Source organism: Streptococcus salivarius (assembly GCF_002094975.1).
GTDB classification, from domain to species: domain Bacteria; phylum Bacillota; class Bacilli; order Lactobacillales; family Streptococcaceae; genus Streptococcus; species Streptococcus salivarius_D.
The window spans coordinates 807,426-830,427 of sequence record NZ_CP015283.1; the positions used below are offsets into that span (position 1 = coordinate 807,426).

23 protein-coding genes and 2 pseudogenes are annotated in these 23,002 nt (G+C 39.9%); 19 read left to right on the forward strand and 6 right to left on the reverse strand.

Annotation, left to right across the window (positions count from 1 at the left end):
• Positions 1–9: 9 nt before the first annotated feature.
• The gene (locus V471_RS04235; protein ID WP_013990041.1) at positions 10–342 is read left to right on the forward strand and encodes a DUF805 domain-containing protein; all 333 of its coding nucleotides are present in this window, start codon (positions 10–12) and stop codon (positions 340–342) included.
• 51 nt (positions 343–393) lie between these two features.
• Here the strand turns inward: V471_RS04235 and V471_RS11410 are convergent, their stop codons facing one another.
• Positions 394–1,017 carry a hypothetical protein gene (locus V471_RS11410; RefSeq protein WP_228382825.1) on the reverse strand — a complete coding sequence of 208 codons (624 nt, stop codon included), beginning with the start codon at positions 1,015–1,017 and terminating at the stop codon, positions 394–396.
• A 352-nt stretch (positions 1,018–1,369) separates the two neighbouring features.
• Here V471_RS11410 and V471_RS04245 point away from each other — a divergent pair.
• The 10 genes and pseudogenes from V471_RS04245 to V471_RS11380 all read left to right on the forward strand — a co-directional run.
• Positions 1,370–1,858, forward strand: a pseudogene (locus tag V471_RS04245) (PDGLE domain-containing protein); the annotation flags it as partial.
• Positions 1,855–2,634, forward strand: coding sequence for an energy-coupling factor transporter transmembrane component T (locus V471_RS04250; protein WP_073687408.1), 780 nt, complete (start codon positions 1,855–1,857; stop codon positions 2,632–2,634). The pseudogene V471_RS04245 and the gene V471_RS04250, both read left to right, overlap by 4 nt.
• 1 nt (position 2,635) lies before the next feature.
• Positions 2,636–3,352: an energy-coupling factor ABC transporter ATP-binding protein gene (locus tag V471_RS04255; protein ID WP_084871133.1), complete on the forward strand. Its 717-nt coding sequence runs from the start codon at positions 2,636–2,638 to the stop codon at positions 3,350–3,352.
• Between the two features lie 164 nt (positions 3,353–3,516).
• Complete coding sequence (locus V471_RS04260) at positions 3,517–4,365, forward strand: amino acid ABC transporter substrate-binding protein (RefSeq protein WP_002883793.1); 849 nt, start codon at positions 3,517–3,519, stop codon at positions 4,363–4,365.
• Positions 4,366–4,524: 159 nt separating this feature from the next.
• Positions 4,525–5,427 (forward strand): MetQ/NlpA family ABC transporter substrate-binding protein, encoded by a 903-nt coding sequence (locus V471_RS04265; RefSeq protein WP_084871134.1) that lies wholly within the window; start codon positions 4,525–4,527, stop codon positions 5,425–5,427.
• A 60-nt stretch (positions 5,428–5,487) separates the two neighbouring features.
• On the forward strand, positions 5,488–6,861 hold the full coding sequence (locus V471_RS04270; protein ID WP_070849342.1) for a M20/M25/M40 family metallo-hydrolase: 1,374 nt from the start codon (positions 5,488–5,490) through the stop codon (positions 6,859–6,861).
• A complete protein-coding gene (locus V471_RS04275; RefSeq protein WP_014633603.1) occupies positions 6,854–7,921 on the forward strand; it encodes a methionine ABC transporter ATP-binding protein in 1,068 nt (355 codons plus the stop codon). Before V471_RS04270 ends, V471_RS04275 begins: the two co-directional genes overlap by 8 nt.
• Entirely contained in the window at positions 7,921–8,613 is a 693-nt protein-coding gene (locus V471_RS04280) for a methionine ABC transporter permease (RefSeq protein ID WP_002883771.1), read from the forward strand. The genes V471_RS04275 and V471_RS04280 overlap by 1 nt, the downstream gene beginning before the upstream one ends.
• A gap of 122 nt (positions 8,614–8,735) precedes the next feature.
• A complete protein-coding gene (gene sstT, locus V471_RS04285) occupies positions 8,736–9,944 on the forward strand; it encodes a serine/threonine transporter SstT (protein WP_002886576.1) in 1,209 nt (402 codons plus the stop codon).
• A 94-nt stretch (positions 9,945–10,038) separates the two neighbouring features.
• Positions 10,039–10,161, forward strand: a pseudogene (locus tag V471_RS11380) (energy-coupling factor transporter transmembrane component T family protein); the annotation flags it as partial.
• A gap of 89 nt (positions 10,162–10,250) precedes the next feature.
• Here the strand turns inward: V471_RS11380 and V471_RS04295 are convergent.
• The 3 genes from V471_RS04295 to rsmG all read right to left on the reverse strand — a co-directional run bounded on the left by V471_RS04295 (position 10,251) and on the right by rsmG (position 13,109).
• On the reverse strand, positions 10,251–10,922 hold the full coding sequence (locus tag V471_RS04295) for a potassium channel family protein (RefSeq protein ID WP_002886585.1): 672 nt from the start codon (positions 10,920–10,922) through the stop codon (positions 10,251–10,253).
• Positions 10,923–10,961: 39 nt separating this feature from the next.
• On the reverse strand, positions 10,962–12,326 hold the full coding sequence (locus V471_RS04300) for a TrkH family potassium uptake protein (RefSeq protein WP_080976121.1): 1,365 nt from the start codon (positions 12,324–12,326) through the stop codon (positions 10,962–10,964).
• A gap of 69 nt (positions 12,327–12,395) precedes the next feature.
• Positions 12,396–13,109, reverse strand: a complete 714-nt coding sequence (gene rsmG, locus V471_RS04305) for a 16S rRNA (guanine(527)-N(7))-methyltransferase RsmG (RefSeq protein ID WP_049529060.1) — start codon at positions 13,107–13,109, stop codon at positions 12,396–12,398.
• Positions 13,110–13,407: 298 nt separating this feature from the next.
• On the opposite strand from rsmG, the gene V471_RS04310 reads away from it, so the two are divergent.
• The 8 genes from V471_RS04310 (at position 13,408) to V471_RS04345 (ending at position 21,102) form a co-directional block, all read left to right on the forward strand.
• Positions 13,408–13,944, forward strand: coding sequence for a DUF177 domain-containing protein (locus V471_RS04310; protein WP_049529058.1), 537 nt, complete (start codon positions 13,408–13,410; stop codon positions 13,942–13,944).
• Positions 13,945–14,099: 155 nt separating this feature from the next.
• Positions 14,100–14,789 carry a response regulator transcription factor gene (locus V471_RS04315; RefSeq protein ID WP_002886589.1) on the forward strand — a complete coding sequence of 230 codons (690 nt, stop codon included), beginning with the start codon at positions 14,100–14,102 and terminating at the stop codon, positions 14,787–14,789.
• Positions 14,786–16,315 (forward strand): HAMP domain-containing sensor histidine kinase, encoded by a 1,530-nt coding sequence (locus V471_RS04320; protein ID WP_002886591.1) that lies wholly within the window; start codon positions 14,786–14,788, stop codon positions 16,313–16,315. Before V471_RS04315 ends, V471_RS04320 begins: the two co-directional genes overlap by 4 nt.
• A gap of 121 nt (positions 16,316–16,436) precedes the next feature.
• A complete protein-coding gene (nrdR, locus tag V471_RS04325) occupies positions 16,437–16,916 on the forward strand; it encodes a transcriptional regulator NrdR (protein WP_002886592.1) in 480 nt (159 codons plus the stop codon).
• Complete coding sequence (locus tag V471_RS04330; protein WP_049529055.1) at positions 16,913–18,088, forward strand: DnaD domain protein; 1,176 nt, start codon at positions 16,913–16,915, stop codon at positions 18,086–18,088. Before nrdR ends, V471_RS04330 begins: the two co-directional genes overlap by 4 nt.
• A gap of 3 nt (positions 18,089–18,091) precedes the next feature.
• Positions 18,092–18,994: a primosomal protein DnaI gene (dnaI, locus tag V471_RS04335; RefSeq protein WP_013990064.1), complete on the forward strand. Its 903-nt coding sequence runs from the start codon at positions 18,092–18,094 to the stop codon at positions 18,992–18,994.
• A 104-nt stretch (positions 18,995–19,098) separates the two neighbouring features.
• Positions 19,099–20,409: a ribosome biogenesis GTPase Der gene (der, locus tag V471_RS04340; protein WP_002886596.1), complete on the forward strand. Its 1,311-nt coding sequence runs from the start codon at positions 19,099–19,101 to the stop codon at positions 20,407–20,409.
• Positions 20,410–20,472: 63 nt separating this feature from the next.
• Positions 20,473–21,102, forward strand: coding sequence for a ribonuclease P (locus V471_RS04345; protein WP_084871135.1), 630 nt, complete (start codon positions 20,473–20,475; stop codon positions 21,100–21,102).
• A 35-nt stretch (positions 21,103–21,137) separates the two neighbouring features.
• Here the strand turns inward: V471_RS04345 and serS are convergent, their stop codons facing one another.
• Both serS and V471_RS04355 read right to left on the reverse strand, forming a co-directional pair.
• Positions 21,138–22,415, reverse strand: a complete 1,278-nt coding sequence (gene serS / locus V471_RS04350; RefSeq protein WP_064524529.1) for a serine--tRNA ligase — start codon at positions 22,413–22,415, stop codon at positions 21,138–21,140.
• A 209-nt stretch (positions 22,416–22,624) separates the two neighbouring features.
• On the reverse strand, positions 22,625–22,999 hold the full coding sequence (locus V471_RS04355) for a DUF956 family protein (protein ID WP_002883765.1): 375 nt from the start codon (positions 22,997–22,999) through the stop codon (positions 22,625–22,627).
• Between the last annotated feature and the right edge of the window lie 3 nt (positions 23,000–23,002).

Here is a 23,002-nt window from a genome sequence, read left to right on the forward strand (position 1 = left end):
GGTGTAAACATGTTAGAGGCATATAAAAATTTTTGGTTAGGCTATCTCGATTTTTATGGTCGTACAAAACGATCAGACTATTGGTGGGTTGTCTTGATTAATGGAGTTATTGGTACTTTGATTTTCCTACTGATGAACCTGCTTGGGCAAACAAAAGCTGCTGGCTTTACATTGACAGCTTTTATTCTATTTATAACAGCAACGGCGCTTCCCACAATTTCAATTCAGATTCGTCGTCTACGTGATGCCAATTTCAATGTTGCTTGGATTGTATTAAAAGCGACACCACTACTAGTAGTACTTTGGGTGATGTATGCCTTTCCTACAAGAGATTCAAAATAACTCCAATATAAAAAGGGTGAAACTAGTTAGTCTAGTTCCACTCTTTTTTTCTTACAAAATAAAGCTACCTAAGAGGCTAACAAGGGTGAAGCTGATAGTTGCATAAAATACAGCGAGACGAGTTGCCTGAATAGGTTTATAGAGTCGAATTAGTGTTAGGACACACCAAATAAAGAGTACTGTGACAAACCAACCTGACAGTAAGCGACGTGGCGTCACACCATAGAGTGCCATATAAACGCTAAAGAGTGTCCAGGCTCCGATTAAGAAATATTTCAGTGGGAAGATGTAGCTGGTGTATATGAGGTCTAGCCAAACCGTAATTCCCAAACGCTCTTGACTACTTTGTCCAGTGCGTGCCATAAAGTAAAGGAGGATACTCGCATGAAGGCAAAGAATCTGAGCGCTCCCCCAGTTGTCGTGCAGGCCCCAGAGACTAATTTGCATGCCTTGGAGTAGACTAGTGACCATAAATATTCCCGATTCAAGTCGTATTCCCTTTGCTTTTCCACCTAATAGGCGACAGCCCAGGTCAATCGTACTGATCAAGACAAGGGTTGCTGGAAAGGCAAAGGAAAAATGGGTCAAGTAAGTGACATACAGGAAGCAAGCAGCGAGACATGCGACAATCAGTCCCTTAATTTTCCAAATGTCTTTTGGTGAAAAATATTCCAAGAGTTTCTTGTTTTTGGTTTGAAGACTAGTCTTTTCGTCGGAATATTCCTAGGAGGCTAGCTGTAAATCAGTAGTGTAGTTATTTGTTTCCATCATAATTCTCCTTTTGGATTTTAGTCCAAAAAAGACTTTATCATAAAAAACGTTTGACTTTGTTACCAAACTGTAAAATTACTAAAAATAGGTCTATGGACTTAGGTCTGGAGAATGAGTTGGAAAAATAGGCGAGAAAAAATATAATACTCACATTGAATGATAGATTGTACGGGCTATATTGTCAGAAACAGTCAAATACTAAAGAAAGCTTTTTATAGATTAACTGTTTATTTATCTGGGATTAAGCAAAGGACTCCCTATTCTCTTTAAAGATAGTAGTGGTAATCCGCTTTACAATCCATACCCTTTGAGAGTGACACTTCCAGTAATGGGCTTGACCCACCTCCTCATCGGTCTGGTAGAAGGATTCTTCACAGCTGGTGTTCAAGAATTCATTGAACGTTTGAATATTGATAATGCCCAGGAAATAACGACTAAAAAACTACGTCCGTTATTGCTCTTTATCCTAGCCTTGATTATCCTAACGCCACTTGGTTTATTGGCGACGGGAACAGCTTTTGCGGAATGGGATGTCAAAGAGTTGGTAGAAAAATTGTCTCATTATCATGTGGAAGCCCAAGCGCCAAAAGGAATGTTGAATGGTTTCTCATTCAATGCCCTCTTCCCAGATTATAGTATCGCAGGCATTCCAGAAGTCTTGGGTTATATCCTGAGCGCTGCTTCTGCTGTTTTGATTTTCTTCATCCTCTATCGCTTGATTTTCGGTAGAAAGGTTGAAAAATGATTCTGCCAGAATGGATGTCGGAAGAGCGTCCGGTAGTCACTAAAGTCGGTAGAAATAACTTTCTTATCCGGAATCGTCACCATCTGGAAGCTCTTCTTCAAAAGTTTGAAACGCATCCTTTAAAAGTAGCATCAGTCTTTCATCCAACTGCTAAGGTTTTACTTCTCTTTTTCTTACTTATTTCAGTAGGAATTAGCCGAAATCTCACAGTTTTGTGGATTCTAGCCTTGTTTTTAGGAGCTGGAGTGGCTTTTCTGCCACATTCTATTTTAGTAAGAACCTTGAAAAAGACTGTAGTGTTGTTGATTTTTCCTTTAGTTCTTTATCTACCGCATCTCTTACTTAGCGGAGGTCAATCGCTCTTTCTTTTTAGACTTCCTTTGATTGCTGTAGCCATTGCTTATTATTCAGAGACGAGTACAATAAGTGAGATGTTGGCGGCATTAAAAGGGTTGCATTTTCCTGATCTTGTTCTGCTCCAGTTGGATATCACCATAAAATATATTGATGTCTTTGGAAAACAATTAATGGATTTGCTCAAAGGGATTGAAGCGCGAAGTTTTGGTGGCAATCATCGTTTCCGGATTGGAAGTAATATCTGGGGAATTTTATACCTTAAAGCCATACGCTATGGTGAGGAACTGACTCAAGCCATGGAAGCACGTTGCTTTGTTGGTGAGTATGTCAAGTCATCACAGTCATTCACATGGAAAGACTGGCTGGCCTTGATAAGTCTAGTAGCAGTGATTTTAGGACAGATTCTGTTAGGAGGATGAGATGTTTCAATTGAATCAAGTGGCCTGTGCCTATGAACAAAAAAAGGTCTTTACTGGTCTTGATTTGGAGATTAGACAAGGGCAATATGTGATGTTGATGGGGGAAAATGGAACTGGAAAATCAAGTCTTATCAGTTTATTAACCGGCTTTAAGCAGGCAGAATCTGGACGCATTCTTTTCTTAGGTAAGGACCTCAAAGAATGGCTGAAGGACAAACGTCAAAAACGAGATTTTTATAGCCGCCTCGGAATCCTCTTTCAGGATGTGGATAGTCAATTATTTAATAGTACTGTCTATGATGAGATTGCTTTTGGTCCTCGTCAGCTAGGTCTGACCGAAGAAGAAGTCTCACAGCGGGTCCAAGATACACTATCCCTGCTGAAAATTGAAGATTTAAGGGATCGCGTTCCCTATCAACTGTCTGGTGGAGAAAAGAAGAAAGTGGCCTTTGCCAGTATCATGGTAACGAATCCAGATGTCTATATTCTTGATGAACCCTTCAATAATCTTTCTAAAGAATATGAAAAATTTTTTAGGGAACTTCTACATGAGCTTCATTCAGCTGGGAAAACCATTATTATGTCTGCTCATCACTTCAAGCACCTTCATCATGAAAAGGCTGATGTTCTTCTTTTTGAAGATGGCAAAGCTGATTTCTTTCCTGCCCAGGAAGTGCTCAATAACCAGCAAGTGATTGAGCGTTTGTCACATTATTAATAACTATAAGTAGAAAATCGTTATTGGTTTTCTACTTTTTCTTTGTCAAACAATTAATACTTTTAGGTGATAGTATTTTCTTATCACCTTGATTATGTTTAAGTATTAGTTAAGCTTAGTGAATTCTGTTACAATAAAAACAATCAATCTCAAAGGAGAATATTATGAAACTTAAAAAAATTCTTGGAATCACAGGTGTAGCCATTGCTTCAGTAGCTTTGCTTGCTGCATGTTCATCTAAATCATCAAAAGAAGCATCTAAATCTTCAGGTGCTAAAGAAACAATTAACTTTGCCACAGTTGGGACAACAGCACCGTTCTCATATGAAGAAAACGGTGAATTGACTGGTTACGATGTGGAAGTGGCTAAAGCAGTCTTCAAAGACTCTGACAAATATGAAGTGAAATTCCAAAAAACAGAATGGTCTTCAGTCTTCACAGGTCTTGACTCAGCTAAATACCAAATGGCTGGGAACAATATCTCTTATTCAGAAGAACGTGACCAAAAATACCTCTTCTCATATCCAATTGGTACCACACCAGCTGTTTTGACTGTTCCAAAAGATAGTAATATTAAGAAATATGATGATATTGCTGGACACTCAACGCAGGTTGTTCAAGGAACATCGACAGCTACTCAATTGACAGAGTTTAACGATAAACATTCAGACAAGCCAGTTGAGCTTAACTATACAAATGAAAATATTACACAAATGTTGACAAGTTTGAATGAAGGTAAGTACGACTTCAAGATTTTTGATGCACCAACTGTTAATGCAATCATCAAAAATAATAAATTGAGCAACTTGAAGACTATTGAGCTTAAATCTGATGAACAACCATACATCTACTTCTTGTTCGCAGATAACCAAAAAGACCTTCAAAAATTTGTAAACAAACGTTTGGAAGAACTCCAAAAAGATGGTACTTTGGCTAAGTTGGCTGAAAAATTCCTTGGAAATAAAGACTATATTCCAACTAAAGACGCTTTGAAAGTTCCAAGCAAAAAATAAGAAAGGAGCTGGGAATGATTCTCAGCTTTTTCATATAATTAAAATCTAGGACACGTTATAGTTAAAAACTATAGAAATGTACAATTATAAACAATTTGCTACAATTCTCATCCTATGGGATAATAATTTTACACTTAAAACAATTAAAAGGAGTTCGTTATGAAACTTAAAAAAATTCTCGGAATTACAGGATTGGCAATCGCTTCAACAGTAGCTTTGGCTGCTTGTGGTGCTGGTGGTAATAAATCAGCTAAAGATGATAAAACTTTGACAGTTGGTATCATGACTTTGGATGATACAACTGAGCCATTGTGGGATAAAGTCAAAGAATTGGCTAAAGACAAGGGTGTTACTATCGAGTTGAAAGAGTTCACAGACTACAACCAACCAAATGAAGCTCTTAAAAACGGCGAAATCGATGTTAATGCTTTCCAACACATTTATTTCTTGAACAACTGGAACAAAGAAAATAAAGGTGATGTTGTTGCAGTAGCTGACACACTTCTTAGCCCAATCCACCTTTTCTCAGGTACTGAAAACGGAAAAGCTAAGTATAAAGATGTTAAAGAGCTTCCAGAAGGAGCTACAATCTCAGTACCTAACGATGGTACAAACGAAAGCCGTGCTTTGACACTTCTTCAAACAGCTGGTTTGATTAAGTTGGATGTTAAAGATGGTGAATTGGCAACTATCAAGAACATTTCTGAGAATCCAAAGAAATTGGATATCAAAGAAATCTCAGCTGAACAAGCTGCCCAAACGCTCTCATCAGTAGATGCAGCGGTTGTTAATAACTCATACGCACAACAACAAAACGTTAACTATGATACAACTCTCTTCCAAGAAGAACCAAGTCAAGATTTGAAAGATTGGGTTAACATCATTGCAGCTAATAAAGATTGGGAAAAATCAAATAAAGCTGATGCTATCAAGACTTTGATTAAAGCCTACCAAAACGATGAAGTAGCACAAATCATCTATGATGCATCTAACAAGGTTGACCTTCCAGCATGGAAAGGTGCCCCAACACAAGATCAATTGAAAGCTAATTCAAAGAAATAAGCTAAGGACAGAGGGCGTGTGAGAGCACGCCATTTTGTCGTGTATGAAGGAGACGATTTGATGGCATTTTCAAGTGAAGAAGAGCAGTTACGAAAATTTCGTAACGATGAAATTGCTCAGCACTATTTTGAAGTCTTGCGGACTTTGATTTCTAAAAAATCTATTTTTGCTCAAAATATTGGTCTCTATGATGTGGCTGCTTACCTTGGTGAGATTTTCTCTGGTGTTGGTGCAGAGGTGACAATTGACGAGACCTATACGGCACCTTTTGTCTTGGCAAAATTCAAGAGTCCAAATCCAGATGCGAAAACAATTATTTTCTATCAACACTATGATACGGTTCCTGCAGATAATGATCAGCCATGGACAGATGAACCTTTCCGTCTGACAGTTCGTAAGGGCTACATGTATGGTCGTGGTGTTGATGATGATAAGGGGCATATTACAGCTCGTCTGACAGCCCTTCGGAAATATATTCGAGAAGTTGGCGACCTTCCTGTAAACATTACATTTATGATGGAAGGGGCTGAAGAATCTGCATCAACCGATCTTGAAAAGTATTTGGAAAAATACAGAGATGACCTTCTTCCTGCAGACCTATTGGTTTGGGAGCAAGGAAATCGAAATAGCAAAGGTCAGTTGGAAATCACAGGGGGCAACAAGGGGATTATTACCTTTGATTTGTCTGTCGAGAGTGCTGATGTTGATATTCATTCTAAATTTGGTGCCGTGATTGAATCGGCTTCATGGTACTTGCTTAATGCTATTTCAAGCATGAGAGATGATCAGGGACGTATTCTTATCGACGGTATCTATGAAAAGATTGTCCAACCAAACGAACGAGAGATGGATCTTATCGAAACTTATGCCATTGAAAATGCAGATAGTCTTCGTAAGATTTACGGCTTAAAACTACCCATTTTAGAAAGTGACCGCCGAGCTTTCTTAAAAACTTACTATTTTGAACCTGCCCTTTCCATTGAAGGCATTTCAACAGGTTATCAGGGGCAAGGGGTTAAGACCATCTTACCAGCTCAAGCCAGAGCTAAGATGGAGATGCGTTTGGTCCCTGGCTTGACGCCTGAGTACGTTTTGGAGTGTATCAAGGCTCACCTTAAAAAAGAAGGATTTGACCGTATCAAGGTGACCTTCACTCTTGGTGAAGAAAGTTATCGTAGTGATATGTCTGATCCAGCTATTGTCAATGTTATTGAGTTAGCAAAAGGTTTTTATGAAGAAGGCGTTGCTGTGCTTCCAACGGCAGCAGGTACAGGGCCTATGCATATGATTCATCGGGCTTTGGGTGTTCCTATGGCAGCCTTTGGTATAGGGAATGCCAACAGTCGTGACCATGGTGGGGATGAAAATGTCAGCTTAGCAGATTACTACACCCACATTGAACTAATTAAGGAGTTAATTGCAAGTTATGAGTAATGTCATTATTGATTTGAAAAATATTGATATCACCTTTACGCAGAAACGCCGCACTATTCAAGCGGTTAAGGATGTATCTATCCAGATTGAAAAAGGTGATATTTACGGAATTGTTGGTTATTCAGGGGCTGGTAAATCTACCCTTGTGCGTGCTATCAATCTTTTGCAAGTGCCTACAGCTGGTAAAATCACTATCGGTAAAGATGTGACTTTTGCAGATGGTAAGGTCCAATTGTCGACAAAAGAATTGCGTCAGAAACGTCAAATGATTGGGATGATTTTCCAACACTTTAACCTTATGGCTCAAAAGACGGCTTATGAAAATGTAGCCTTTGCCCTTCGTCATTCTAAACTAAGCAATGAAGAGAAAGACAAAAAAATTCGTGGTCTTTTGGAATTGGTTGATTTGGCTGATCGTGCGGAAAACTATCCTGCACAATTGTCAGGTGGTCAAAAACAACGTGTAGCGATTGCCCGTGCCTTGGCTAATGATCCTGAAATCTTGATTTCAGATGAGTCTACATCAGCTCTTGACCCTAAAACAACTAAGCAAATTCTTTCACTTTTGCAGGATTTGAATAAAAAACTTGGCTTGACAGTGGTTATGATTACCCATGAAATGCAAATTGTTAAAGATATTTGTAACCGTGTTGCCGTTATGCAAAATGGTCAACTTTTGGAAGAGGGCAGTGTCCTTGATATCTTCTCAAATCCTCAAGAAGATTTGACACAAGAATTTATTGAAACTGCATCAGGGATTGAAGATGCCTTGGCTAAGATTAATGCACAACCTTTGGTGAAAAACTTACCAAGCTCAGCCCTTCTCGTTCAACTTAAATATGCTGGTTCTTCAACAGATGAGCCACTCTTGACCGAACTTTTCAAAGAGTACGGCGTTTCAAGTAACATCCTTTATGGTAACGTTGAGATTCTAGGTGATACTCCTGTTGGTGAATTGGTCGTTGTCTTGGATGGTGAAGCGGATCAGGTTCTTGCTGCTCAAAAAGCGATTGAAAATGCAGGTGTCAGCTTACAAGTACTTAAGAAAGGAGCCCAATAATGGCAGATTGGATTCAACAAAACTTTCCAGATATTTATCGTATCGGTATGCAGGGGGTTAACTCTTGGCCAGACGCCATCTATGCGACTCTCTACATGACGGTTATTTCCTTCATCATTGGGGGACTTCTTGGTCTTGTTATGGGGCTCTTCTTGGTATTGACAGGTCCTCGTGGAGTCATTGAAAATAAATTTGTTTTCCAAATCTTGGATAAAATCACTTCAATCTTTCGTGCCATTCCTTTCATCATCCTCTTGGCGATTTTGAAAGGGTTCACTTACTTTATCGTAGGGACTAACCTCGGTATGACGGCAGCCTTGGTTCCATTGTCAGCTGCAACCTTCCCATTCTTTGCACGTCAAGTACAGGTGGTACTTGCAGATCTTGACCGTGGCGTTATTGAAGCAGCACAAGCTAGTGGTGCGACACTTTGGGATACGATTAAGGTTTACCTTGGTGAAGGTCTACCTGAGTTGGTTCGTGTATCAACCGTAACTCTGATTTCCCTAGTCGGTGAAACTGCAATGGCTGGTGCTATCGGTGCCGGTGGTCTTGGTTACATCGCCATCTATTATGGATATAACCGTTCTAGTACATCAGTTACCATTTTGGCAACTTTCTTGATTTTGATTTTGATTTTCCTTATCCAATTCTTGGGTGATTTCTTGACACGTAAATTGAGTCATAAATAGGATTTGAGAGCCTGTTTGCCACAGGCTTTTCTCATGTCTTGACGATTTCAGATATTTATCATAGTATGGAAGCTATCGAATGCTTTATGGTTGACTAACCATAAAAAAGGAGTTAATAAGTTATGAAACGTTTTATTTCAACTTGGAATAGAACCAGTCTAATTAAGCGTATTGCCATTGGTGTGGTAGTGGGTGCTGTGCTTGGTTTGCTTGTTCCTAAGTTTACGGTTATTGGTCTCTTAGGAGACATGTTTGTTGGTGGTTTGAAGGCAATTGCCCCACTTTTGGTCTTTGCCTTGGTTGCCAATGCCCTTTCCCAAACGCGAGAAGGGCAACAAAGCAACATGAAGACAGTTATTGTTCTTTATCTCTTTGGGACCTTTGCGGCAGCTTTGACGGCTGTTATTTCTCACTATATTTTTCCAATTTCTTTGAAGTTGGGAGCAGCTGCAGCGACTAAAGCGACAGCACCTCAAGGTGTGGGAGAAGTCTTTAAAGATTTATTGCTTAAGATGGTGGATAACCCTGTCAATGCCTTGGCTCAAGCTAACTATATTGGTGTTTTGGTATGGGCAGTTGTCTTTGGTTTTGCCATGCGAGCAGCTAGCAATCACACGAAGGATTTGCTTAATACCTTGGCAGAAGTGACTTCACAAATCGTTCGTTGGATTATCAACTTGGCCCCATTTGGTATCCTTGGTCTTGTCTTTAATACTATTTCTGAGAATGGTGTTGGTGTTTTGGCAGATTATGGGGTCCTAATCCTTGTTTTAGTGGGAACAATGGCCTTTGTTGCCTTGGTTGTTAATCCAATCATTGCTTTTGTGATGATGGGCAAAAATCCTTTCCCACTAGTTTTCCGTTGTTTGAAAGACTCTGGGATTACAGCCTTCTTTACTCGCTCGTCAGCAGCCAATATTCCAGTTAACCTTCAACTTTGTAAGGATCTTGGTTTGAATCCTGATACCTATTCGGTTTCTATCCCTTTGGGGTCAACTATTAATATGGCTGGAGCAGCCGTGACAATCAATGTCTTAACGCTTGCTGCAGTAACGACTTTGGGGATTCAGGTCGACTTTGCGACAGCACTCATTCTTAGTGTGGTTTCAGCTATTTCTGCTTGTGGTGCCTCAGGTATTGCTGGAGGATCCCTCCTATTAGTGCCGGTAGCATGTAGCCTCTTTGGTATCTCAAATGATTTGGCCATGCAGGTTGTCGGTGTCGGCTTTATCGTAGGTGTCATCCAAGACTCTTGTGAAACAGCCCTTAATTCTTCAACAGACGTTCTCTTTACAGCAGTAGCAGAAAAGAGCCGTTGGAAGAAAGCATAGCTAATTGTATAAGGTCGGCCTATTTGGCTGGCTTTTTGATTTTAGAGAAAACATAGTCAAAGACTATAGCTAGCTCAAGAATCTATCATCTTTGTATGTGCATAAATCTTTGATGAAACAAGATTACCTTGTCATTGTGTCAGCTATTCTTTTATTGGGGATTAGTATAGGCTTAATCTTCCTCAATCATGGTCGTTTTTACAATCCATGGGGATGATATTCTTGGCTTTTAGTAAAAGTATGCAGATAAGCACAACAAAAAACGTTCCAGTCTTGTCTAGATGAACGAGATTGGAACGTTTTTTGTTATTTCAAATATCCTAAATAATCAAATTTTTCTAGTGTTCGATTGTCAGCGACAACTAGGATGATTCCTTCATCAGGTAGTTTCTTACTTGGGTCAAAATGAGTGTTTAACTTGCCACTTTTCTCATCTCTAAAACCAATAACATTGACGTTATAATTTTGTCTTAGATTTAAAGTATGCAAGGACTTTCCAGCCCATTCACTAGGAATTTTAAGTTCAATTAAAGCTACATCGTCCTCTAAATGAAAAACATTTGATATGTTATAGCGGAGGATATTTGAAGCCAATTCTTTTGCTGTGCTACGTTCAGGAGTGATGACCCAGTTAGCACCCATTCCGTAAAGGACTTCCTCATAATTGTTATTCATAGCTTTGGCAATAATATTCTTAATACCAAGTTTTTTGCACTGCAAGAGCGCTAGCGCAGACGATTCTAGGTGTTCTCCAGTTGCAATAATGACTGAGTCGCAAGTATCGATACCAGCAGAACGTAGAAATTCAATGTCAGTAATGTCCCCAACAGCAGCCTTAGTCACCTGATCAGCAAGGTAATCAATTGTTGTAGCATTATTATCTAAGGCAATAACATCTTGTCCAAAAGAAGAGAGTTCGGTTGCAATAGTTTGTCCAAAGATTCCCAAACCAAGGACCCCAATAATTTGTGTTTTCATATAAAATCCTTTCAGAATATTGTCAATTAATAAAATAGTTTAGCCGACTGAAATGTCAGTTGGGGCATAAGAGATATGTTTTTCTTTTTTGGTCATCAAGCTCAAGAGAACAGTGATAGGTCCGACACGGCCAATGAACATCAGAGCCATGATAACAAGGCGTCCTAGGGTATTTAGATTAGGGGTCAAATCCATTGAAACACCAACGGTAGCAATGGCTGACACACTCTCAAAAAGTAGGCCTAGTGGTGAGAGAGTAGGATTAGTTTCCAGCAAAATAACATAGCCGACAAAGAGCATCGTTAGGAAAAAGAGTATAACTGTGAATGCTTGCAAAATGGTTTTGTTAGATATAATACGGTTTCGAAAAACCACACTCGAGTTACCAGATAGCTCTGACTTAAAAAGTAGGAACATGATAGAGGCAGTTGTCACCTTGATACCACCCGCAGTTCCTCCAGGACCACCCCCAATAATCATTTGAATCATAAAAAGAAGATTTGTGGAGAAATCGGCATTGGTATAGGAAATAGTTGCAAAGCCAGCGGTACGCATGGTTACAGTCTGAAAGAAACTTACCAGAAGTTGTTGCCAGACATTGAGAGTACCGATTGTCTTAGAGTTATCCATTTCCAGTAACCAAGCAAGTAGTGTTCCTCCTAATAGGAGACAACCCGTACTTATAAGCACAAGACGGCTTTGATTACTGAAAGGTTTCCAAGCTAATTTCCAATTCCTTGGACGATCTTTAATATAACGTCTTATTAGTTGAATCAAATCAATCCAAACTGCAAATCCCAAGCTTCCAGACATGATGAGAAAAGCTACAGCAAGGTTAATGGTTGGATTGGTTGCATAATCCTGTAAACTGTTAGAACCTAAGTTATCAAATCCAGCATTACAAAAGGCAGAGACAGCTAGAAAGAGACTATTGAAAATGCCATGACCAAGTCCAAAACGAGGAATGAAATCAGTCATAATCACAAGTGCTGCCATAGCTTCAATAGTAAAAGTTATTTTATAGACCTTAAAAAGATAAGCCTTCAAATCTTTTTGGTTATCCCTACTAAGTGCGGATTGAAGGAGATCTTGATCGCTCAGTCCTAATTTATTTTTAAGGGTATAGGTACTAAAGGCTATAAGAGAGACTAGTCCAAGTCCTCCCGTCTGCATGAGAAGCATAGAGAGAACTTGACCAAGACCATTGTAAGCCTTACTGACCGGGACAACAGAAAGTCCAGTTACACAGACCATTGACACAGTATTGAAGAGATGGTCTAGGTAGCTTGTTTCTGGACTGTTAGCATAGTGGCTTATGGGAAGGCTAAGTAAAATACTCCCCACTATAATGACAAAGACAAAGCTGAGCACAAGCTTTTGCGTGACAGAAAGACGATTTATCAATGAAAACCTCCGAGTTATCATAAGAATAAATAATAATCCAAGGAGCAAGAAACATCCCTTGGATAAACGTTATAACGGCTTCTTGTTAGGCATCCCAGCACGACGTGGGTACTTATTTGGGGTTTCTTTTTTCTTATCGACAATGGTGATATTACGTCCATCCCCATTAGGCAGTTTATAGTTCTCATTGAGAATAGGTTTGGCAAAAAGCAAGTTCAAGGCATTTTTAGCATCGGCTAGCTCTTCGTCAGCTGCTGCAGCTTTAAGTGCAATAAGTTGTCCACCCACCTTTAAGAAAGGAATGGTCAATTCTGAGAGAACCTGCATGCGTGCAACAGCACGGGCAGTTACAATATCAAACTGAGCACGGAAGCCCTTGTCTTGTCCAAAATCCTCTGCACGTCCATGATAGAAGTGAACACCGCTGAGCTCAAGTTCATCGGCCAAGAGATTAAGGAAATTGATGCGTTTATTAAGAGAGTCAATAATAGTCACATCAAGCTCCGGGCAAAGGATTTTCATAGGGAGACTTGGAAATCCAGCTCCAGCTCCGATATCGAGAAGTCGAATAGTCTGATTTTTAATATGTCCTTGGAGAACAGGAGCTAGGGAATCGTAGAAATGTTTGAGGTAGACCTCGTCTCTTTCTGTGATTGCAGTAAGGTTAATCTTTTCGTTCCATTCTACCAAGAGCTCAAAGTAGCGTTGGAATTGGTCTTTTTGTTTTTGGCTGAGATCGAACCCTAGTTCTTTCAAAGCCTTGTAAAAATCTTCAGGTGTCATTTTATATTCCTTTTATATAGTTTCAATGCTCTTATTTTACCATAATTAAGAGCTTTCATCTAACGCTATAAGACAGATGGAAACTAGGTCTGAGTAAGTTTCTCATTAGCTTTGAAAAAAGTTCTAAGTTTAAGAAATATGTAATATTAAAGATGTTATTTTTTCTTAAAAATTTGATATAATACTAATTAAGTCTAAAATCATAATCATGCTCTCTAATGAAAAGTGAATGTGGGGGATTATGGTCTTGTGGATTGAAAATAGATCCCTATGGGGAAATTTAATTTGAGGATTAAAAATGATTTATCTTTCAGAAGTTAGAAAGTCTCCAGAAGGGCTCGCCTTTAACGAAGCACCTTCTTTGTTGGAGTCTATTAAAGAACGCTATGATCAAGTTTTAAATCTTGAACAGATTCAAGCAAGTGGGCAGGTAGTCTATGACAATGGTTTGTACCTTTTGGATTATCAACTCAGCTATGATATTACCTTGCCATCTAGCCGTTCACTTGAACCTGTGACCCTTAGTTTTAACTATCCGGTTTCAGAAACCTTTATACAAGAGGCAGATGCTGCTCTTCAAAAAGAATTAGTCGAAGAAAATCTAGTTCTTATCTTGGATGGGGATACTATTAATCTTGATGAGAGTATTCTAGATAATATTCTTCTTAATATTCCTTTGAGAGTACTAACACCTGAGGAAGAATCAGGACAAATTTCGCTCTCTGGGAATGACTGGGAAGTCTTGTCAGAAGAGGACTTTGCCGCACTTCAACAGGAGAAAAAAGAGGCAAGTAATCCCTTTGCCCAATTGAACGGTCTTTTTGATGAAAATTAATTCAAAAAAACAAACTAAAAATGTTTGACAATTTTAAAAATCTATATTATTATATCATTAGAAGTTAATTTTCGGATTTATTCATTGGGTAAATCTACAGACTTTTTAAGGGAAATGGAAGTCAAAAAATTTTAAGAAAGTGGTAAATACTTATTATGAGCAAACGCATTTTGATTGTTGAAGATGAGAAAAACCTTGCTCGTTTTGTCTCTCTTGAACTTCAACACGAAGGATACGACGTTGTGACAGCAGACAACGGACGCGAAGGACTTGAAATGGCACTCGAGAAAGATTTCGATCTTATTCTCTTGGACCTTATGTTGCCTGAGATGGACGGTTTTGAAGTAACACGTCGTCTCCAACAAGAAAAAGATACTTATATTATGATGATGACGGCTCGCGATTCAATCATGGACATTGTTGCTGGTTTGGACCGCGGTGCTGATGACTATATTGTAAAACCATTTGCGATTGAAGAATTGTTGGCACGTATCCGTGCAACCTTCCGTCGCCAAGATATCGAATCTGCTAAGAATGCACCAGCAAAAGCATCAACTTATCGTGATTTGAAATTGGATGTTCAAAACCGTACAGTTGTTCGTGGTGATGAAGCAATTCCATTGACAAAACGTGAGTTTGATTTGTTGAACACACTTTTGAGCAATATGAACCAAGTGATGACCCGTGAGGAACTCTTGCTTCAAGTTTGGAAATATGATGACGCCATCGAAACAAACGTGGTAGATGTTTATATTCGTTATTTGCGTGGAAAAATCGACGTTCCAGGTAAGGAATCATATATTCAAACAGTACGAGGAATGGGTTACGTTATCCGTGAAAAATGAGTAAATTACAAGATAAATTATTTGGTAAAGTAACCATTAGAAAAAAGTTGACCATGACAACTGCTGTGGTCTTCTTTCTTGTATTGTCGTTGTTCACTCTGGTTGTTATTTTTTCAGCTAATACGCTTCTTTTGCAACGTGAACGTCAAAATGTAAACACTACAATCGCAAAAGTTGTTACTTACATCGAAAAGGATTGGGATTCGGATGAAGAATTAAGTCCAGAACCGCTCTTAGCGGCTCTTTATTCGCCTAAAAATATCTATGCATCAATTATTAATGGCGTACTTTCTGAAAAGCACTCTTTGGATGGTCAAGTTGCAATTTCTAATAAATTATATTCAAATCAGTCAGTTTTTGTGTATGACAAAAAAGGAACCTTTATCTTTACTTCTGAGGAGAATACAGATTCGCCTCCCGGTATGTCCGAGGTAAACAAACTGAAGTCAGTATCCTATAAAGGAAAGCGTGGTTTCTTACTACAAGTTCCAATTTACGGTAAGGATAAAAAGACCATCGTTGGCTATGCCCAGATTTTCCATGATTTGGAATTCTACTATGCTCTTAAAGAGCGTTTGGTTTTCTTGTTGATTTTCCTAGAAGTGGGGATGACTGTCCTAGTTATCGCAGCAACTGTAGTTGTCTTGACATCTATTCTTCGTCCGATGAGACAGTTGCACGAAACGATGGGAGTTATTACCGATTCGCCAAGTGATTTGGAACTTCGTTCTAAGATTGAAAGTCACGATGAAATTGGTGATTTGGCGGTTAACTTTAACCGCATGATGGATAAAATTCAAGAAAATAATCAGATGCAGATGCGTTTCTTGAGTGACGTCAGTCATGAATTGCGTACGCCGATTGCGGTTATCAAGGGGCATATGGACCTCTTGCAACGTTGGGGTAAAAATGACCCTGAGATTCTTGAAGAAAGTCTTGAGGCTGCAAGTCACGAGGCCAACCGTATGACGATTATGATTAATGATATGTTGGATTCTATCCGTGTCAAAGGATCATTTGAAAATCATAGAAACGATACTTGTGATTTGAATTCTTCAATCCGTACGGTTATTGGGAACTTCCGTGTCTTGCATGAAGATTATCAATTTTATCTCAATGATTTCGAAAGTTCAGAGCGTCTAGCACAGATTTATAGTCAGCACTTTGAACAGGCGATCACCATTTTGATTGATAATGCGGTCAAGTATTCGCCTGTCAATAAGGAAATACAGGTTACTATTAAAGCATTGGAAGATGAAATGTTGGTACAAGTGCAAGATAACGGTGAGGGGATTTCAAAAGAAGATATCAATCATATTTTTGAACGTTTCTATCGTTCAGATAAGGCGCGTAACCGTACAACAACTCAATCTGGTGTTGGTATTGGTTTGTCAATCCTTTATCAAATTGTGGAAGCTTATCGCTGCCGTATTGATGTTAGTTCTGAACTTGGTGTTGGAACACGTTTCGACCTTTACATTCCATTTGCAGATCGAGAAACGACGACACCTCAACTTGAGCTTTAAATCAATTTATAAGAGACTTAGAGTGATTCTTGGTCATGAGCACGCCTCGTTTAGGGCGTGCTTTTTATGTGTTTTTATGGTAAAATAGAGTACCGAATTTCAAAGATTGGTGGTGAAGTGCATGCGTTGTCCAAAATGTCAACATAATAAATCTAGTGTTATCGATAGCCGTCAGGCAGAGGATGGGAATACTATTCGTCGTCGTCGTGAGTGTGATTCTTGTCATGCTCGTTTTACAACATTTGAGCGTGTGGAAGAGGTTCCACTTTTGGTTGTCAAAAAAGACGGTACTCGTGAACAATTCTCTCGCGACAAGATTTTCAATGGTATCTTGATGAGTGCTCAGAAGCGTCCGGTTTCTAGTGAGGATATCGAAAATGCCATCACCCGTATTGAGCAAAACATTCGCCGTAACCATGATGGAGAGGTTGAGAGTGATGTCATTGGGAATTTAGTGATGAAAGAACTCGCTGACCTTGATGAAATTACTTATGTACGTTTTGCCAGTGTCTACCGTTCTTTCAAAGATGTTGATGAGATTGAAGAGTTGCTTCAAGAAATCACCAAGACTGTACGTGCGAAAAAAGAGTCTAAAAAATGAGACCTATTGAAGAATTTGTCTATGTTGGCAATCAGGTTATCGTTCCCGATCAGGCAAGTCTGATGCGTTGCTACTATCCCATTATTGGGGGTGAGGGATACGCTCTCTACCAGTATTTCGTGGCTTTTTATGACAATGGGAATCACCGCCATAAGTTTGCGGCTATTCTGAACCACCTTAACTTTGGAATGCAGCCCCTTCAGGAAGCACTGGCGGTTCTGACAGCAGTAGATCTTTTGGCCCTTTACCAGTCCCCTCAAGGGTTTTATGTTATAGAGCTTAAGTCTCCCTTATCAATTGAACAGTTTTTAAAACATGCCGTTTATAGTTCACTTCTCGAGCAAAAGATTAGTGAACCAGCAGTAGATGCTTTGAAACCTGCAGGTCTACAAGGCTTGCAAGATTTATCTAAACGTTTTTCGGATGTCTTTACCGATGAGCGTTTGGCTCAAAAGTCTGTGTCTGAAATCAAGCCCAAAAATTCATTTGATTTAAGCAGTTTCAGGAATCGTATGCAGGCTGACGGACTTGTATTTACAGATGAAAAGACAGATGTGCCAGAAATCTATAAATTGTCTGAAACTCATGGCATGAATTGGTATGACACCTATCTCTTAGCGAAAAAGACAGCCGTGAACCACCAGATTATTGTCAAGCGTATGCAGGTGCAATTAGAACAGGCTCAAGCTCAAACATTGGGTGGTGATTCTGTTTTGACGGAGACGGAGAAAAAGATTCTTAAAGCGGTTAGGTCCGAAAAGCCTATAGATTACTTGCAAAGTGCTAAAGGCCCAAGCGGGACTGTGACTAATTCTGAGAAGCAGATTCTCACGGATTTGGCACAAAGAGGCTTTATGGATGAGGTCATTAACCTCATGGTTGCCTACAGTTTGGGACGGACACGTTCGACGAATGTGAATCGAGAGTATATCTCTAAACTTGCCAACGATTTTGCCTTTAAGAATATCGTCACTGCTGAACAGGGGCTTTTAGCTTTGCGTAGTGGTTACGATAAGAAATCACAGCAAGCAAAAGCTGATTCTAAGAAGAAAACAAATGTGCCGAGCTGGAGTAATCCAGATTATGATAATCAAACTAGTCAGGCTGATCAGGCCAAGTTGGATGAAATTAGACGTCGAGCTTTGGCAAAACTAGAAAAAGGAAAGGAGTAGCCTATGGAAAGAGTTGGACAAACCCTAAACCGAGCAGGGCATCATGGGTCTGGCAATGCAACAGATTTAACGAAGCAAATTTTGGCAGATCCAAGAGTGGCTAGCTTTATTCAAGAGCATAGCCTAAGCCAGGATGAAATCAAGCGTAGTCTTCCTAAGTTTAATCAATTCCTGGTGGAATGCCGTAAGGTCAAAGAAGGTGATGCCTCGTATATTGCCAAAGGGTATGAGCCGATTCTGACCATGAATGAAGGCTACGCTGATGTCACCTATAAGGAGACGCGTCAGCTCAAAGAGCAACAAGAACAGCAGGCTATTGCTAAACGGATTAATTTGGTGAGTCTGCCTCAGTCTTATCGTAAGATTACCTTTGCGGACATTGCTCTAGATGATGTGGCTCGTGTTGATACCTTTGAGAGTCTCGTGGATTTTGTGGCGAATTACCCTAGTCCAGACCAGAAAGGCCTTTATATCTACGGAGACATGGGGGTTGGAAAATCCTTCATGTTGGCTGCTATGGCTCATGAACTTTCTGAAACCAAGAAGGTTGCGACGACCATTATTCATTACCCATCATTTACTATTGATGTTAAAAATGGAATCAAGGATGGTTCTGTCAAGGAACAAATTGATGCTGTCAAACAGGCGGAAGTCTTGGTTCTAGATGATATCGGTGCAGAACAATTCTCTTCTTGGATTAGGGATGATGTTTTGCAAGTTATCCTCCAGCATCGCATGATTGAGGAGCTTCCTACCTTCTTTACGTCTAACTATAGTTTTGCGGATTTAGAAGCGAAGCTATCCAATGGACGTCAAGGAGATGAGACTTGGCAGGCCAAACGTGTGATGGAGCGTATCCGTTTTCTAGCCAAAGAGGTTCACTTGAAGGGTGTTAATCGCCGTTAGGGTGATCCTAATAATGATAAAGAATAAGAGAGTTTGCTTTCCTTGGTGGAAGTGAGACTGCTAAATGAAGAAAGGAATCCCTATTTAATCAGGGACTTAAACATATGACATTACCTACAGTTGCTATCGTGGGTCGCCCAAACGTTGGGAAATCGACCCTATTTAACCGAATTGCGGGTGAACGTATCTCTATCGTCGAAGACGTTGAAGGGGTAACACGTGACCGTATTTATACCTCTGCTGAATGGCTTAATCGCCAGTTTAGCTTGATTGATACTGGTGGTATCGATGATGTTGATGCACCATTTATGGAACAAATTAAGCACCAAGCTGACATTGCCATGACTGAAGCTGACGTTATTGTCTTTGTCGTCTCAGGTAAGGAAGGCGTGACAGACGCGGACGAGTACGTTGCTCGTATTCTCTATAAGACCAACAAGCCAGTTATCTTGGCGGTAAATAAAGTGGATAACCCTGAGATGCGTGCAGATATCTATGATTTTTATTCTCTAGGTCTTGGTGATCCTTATCCAGTTTCATCTGTTCACGGTATTGGTACAGGGGATGTTCTCGATGCTATCGTTGAAAACCTTCCAACAGAAGTTGAAGAAGAAAATCCAGATATCATTCGTTTTAGTTTGATTGGACGTCCAAACGTCGGAAAATCAAGCTTGATTAACGCCATTTTGGGTGAGGACCGAGTGATTGCCAGCCCGATTGCTGGTACGACTCGAGATGCCATTGATACAAACTTTGTGGACAGTGAAGGTCAAGAGTATACCATGATTGACACCGCTGGTATGCGTAAATCTGGTAAGGTTTATGAAAACACAGAAAAATACTCTGTCATGCGTTCAATGCGTGCCATTGACCGTTCTGATATCGTCCTTATGGTTATCAATGCCGAAGAAGGTATCCGTGAGTATGATAAGCGTATTGCTGGTTTTGCCCATGAAGCTGGTAAAGGGATTATCATCGTAGTTAACAAATGGGATACGATTAAGAAAGACAATCATACCGTTGCTAACTGGGAAGCAGATATCCGTGATCAGTTCCAATTCTTGAGCTATGCACCAATTATCTTTGTATCGGCTGAGACGAAACAACGTCTTAACAAGTTGCCAGAGATGATTAAACGCATCAGTGAGAGTCAAAATCGTCGTATTTCATCAGCTGTTTTGAATGATGTTATCATGGATGCCATTGCCATCAACCCAACACCAACTGACAAAGGAAAACGCCTTAAGATTTTCTACGGCACACAAGTTTCGGTTAAACCACCAACATTTGTTATCTTTGTCAATGAAGAAGAGCTTATGCACTTCTCATACATGCGTTTCTTGGAAAATCAAATTCGTCAAGCCTTTGGTTTTGAGGGAACACCAATTCATTTGATTGCTCGTAAACGTAAATAAAAAAGAGACCAACCAGAATAGAATCTTTATGGGTTGGTCTTTTATCATTGTAAGGAGAAAACGATGTTAGAAAATGTTCAAGCTTATTTGTCAAAACAGGGAGTTAAGTATATCAAACCTGAAAAAGCCGGTCCACATAAGGAAGAGATGGAAGACCTCAAGGCACTTGGTCAAGTAGCTCGTAAGGAGATGCAGACTTTAGCAAAACTTCTAGAGGAGCGTTTGGCACCCTTTAAGATGGATCGTGTCAGTAATTGGGCCAATCAAGCACAAATATGTCGTCCGCACTTTTGGTGCTATTACAGGGCCCCTGAGGATAGTTTAGACGATGTTGCTATGGCGATTCGACTTTATGGTCAGTCTGAAAAATGGGGGATTTCAGTAGAAGTTAGCTTTGTCGAACGTAAAAAATCAGATACTACTTTAGCTAAGCAACATAAGGTCCTAGACTTACCGATTGCACCCTCTCTATACTATTTTGCCCAGGAAAATGGTGTCAGTCATCGTGTGGAAGGAACTGAAGAAAATCGTCAGATGCTTAAAGAAGCAGTTAGAGATGGTCGTGTTCGTAAGGTGTTGGTCAAATATGATGTCCCTGTGACTGCTAGTGAAACAATGGAAGAGTTGGTAGAAGAACTCGCTGATGGATTCTATAAGTTGAAACCATACTACGAGGAAGCTAATCAAAACTAAAAAAATCTCCAGTTTTTTCTGGAGATTTCTCTTATTTATTTTGGTGAAATCACTTCAGCACCACCCATGTAAGGACGAAGAACTTCAGGGATAGTTACTGAACCATCTTCGTTTTGGTAGTTTTCAAGGATAGCGGCTACTGTACGTCCAACAGCAAGTCCTGAACCGTTAAGAGTGTGAAGAAGTTTTACTTTACCATCGGCTTCGTCACGGTAACGGATTTGTGCACGACGGGCTTGGAAATCTTCTGTGTTTGAACATGAAGAAATTTCGCGGTAAGTGTTTTGTGCTGGAATCCAAACTTCCAAGTCGTAAGTTTTCGCAGCTGAGAATCCCATATCGCCAGTACACAAAGTGATGACACGGTATGGCAAGTTAAGTTTTTGAAGGATGTTTTCAGCGTTAACTACCATTTTTTCCAACTCATCATATGAGTCCTCAGGTTTTGAGAATTTGACCATTTCAACCTTGTGGAATTGGTGAAGACGAATCAAACCACGTGTATCACGACCAGCTGAACCAGCTTCTGAACGGAATGAAGGGCTCATAGCTGTGAAGTAGATTGGCAATTCTTTACCGTCAAGGATTTCACCACGGTAGTAGTTTGTCAAAGGAACTTCAGCTGTTGGGATAAGGACGTAGTCAGTACCGTCAAGCTCGAAAGTATCTTCCTTGAATTTTGGATATTGACCAGTACCGAACATTGAGTCGTGGTTAACCATGTAAGGTGTGATCATCTCAGTGTAACCTTCTTTAGCGTGCTCATCCAACATGAAGTTGTAGATCGCACGTTCCAATTTTGCTCCAAGGCCTTTGTAGAAGAGAAAGCGAGAACCAGTGACTTTAGCACCACGTTCCCAATCTAGGATACCAAGGTCTTCCCCAAGATCCCAGTGAGCTTTAACTTCAAAATCAAAGTCACGAGGTGTTCCCCAACGACGAACTTCTACGTTCTCGTCTTCGTCAGCACCTACTGGAACAGAGTCATTTGGTGTGTTTGGAAGTGTCACAACGATGGCATTAAGCTTCTCATCGATAGCAGCAAGTTCTGCATCAATCTCCTTAATTTCTGCAGAGACTTTTTGCATTGCTGCAATTTGTTCGGAAGCATCTTCTTTGTTACGCTTAGCTTGAGCGATACCATCTGAAGCAATGTTACGTTGAGCCTTGAGTTCTTCAGATTTGATAAGAAGTTCACGACGTTTAACATCAAGCTCTTTGAGTTCATTTAAAGTTTCAGCAGCGACACCACGTGTAGCCAATTTTTCGGCAAGGGCATCGAAGTCGTTACGAATACGTTTTACATCTAACATAAGTTCCTCCAAAAAGTAAAACACTCCAGTGAAAGTGTTGGAGTGACATAGGCCACGGTTCCATCCAACTTCACAGGAGTGCACTTGTTTATGTTTTTAATTATTAGAAACGGTAGAATTTCGTAGGTCAACCCTACCTGCTCGCAGCAACCGCAGGCTTTCTGTAAGGGTCTAGCTAGTACTTATCCGTCTGTTATATTATACAAAAATTATGATTTTTTGGCAAATAAACCTTTGAGTCGAGCCCCAATAGTTTGAATGAGAGTTGGTAGCTTGACGACTTTTTCATTGCCAAGGTGTTCCCTAGCAATTTTTAGAATCTTCCCAGAATCTTTAGAAGCAAAGAGGAATTTGCTCTTGTCTGTCAACACTTCAAAGTGACGGCTAATTCTCTTTCCTGATACATTCGCACCGATTTGAGTAATGCTAGTCCATGGGATTTGAATGTATTGCTCGACATTGACATCTGGGTAGAATTCAAGAGCCACATCTCCGATTAGAAATTTGCCGACTTTCCCCCCGATAGCCATGTAGGAAACGCCTGTTGTATGCAATTCAACTGTTTTGTTTAGTGATTGTGCCATATC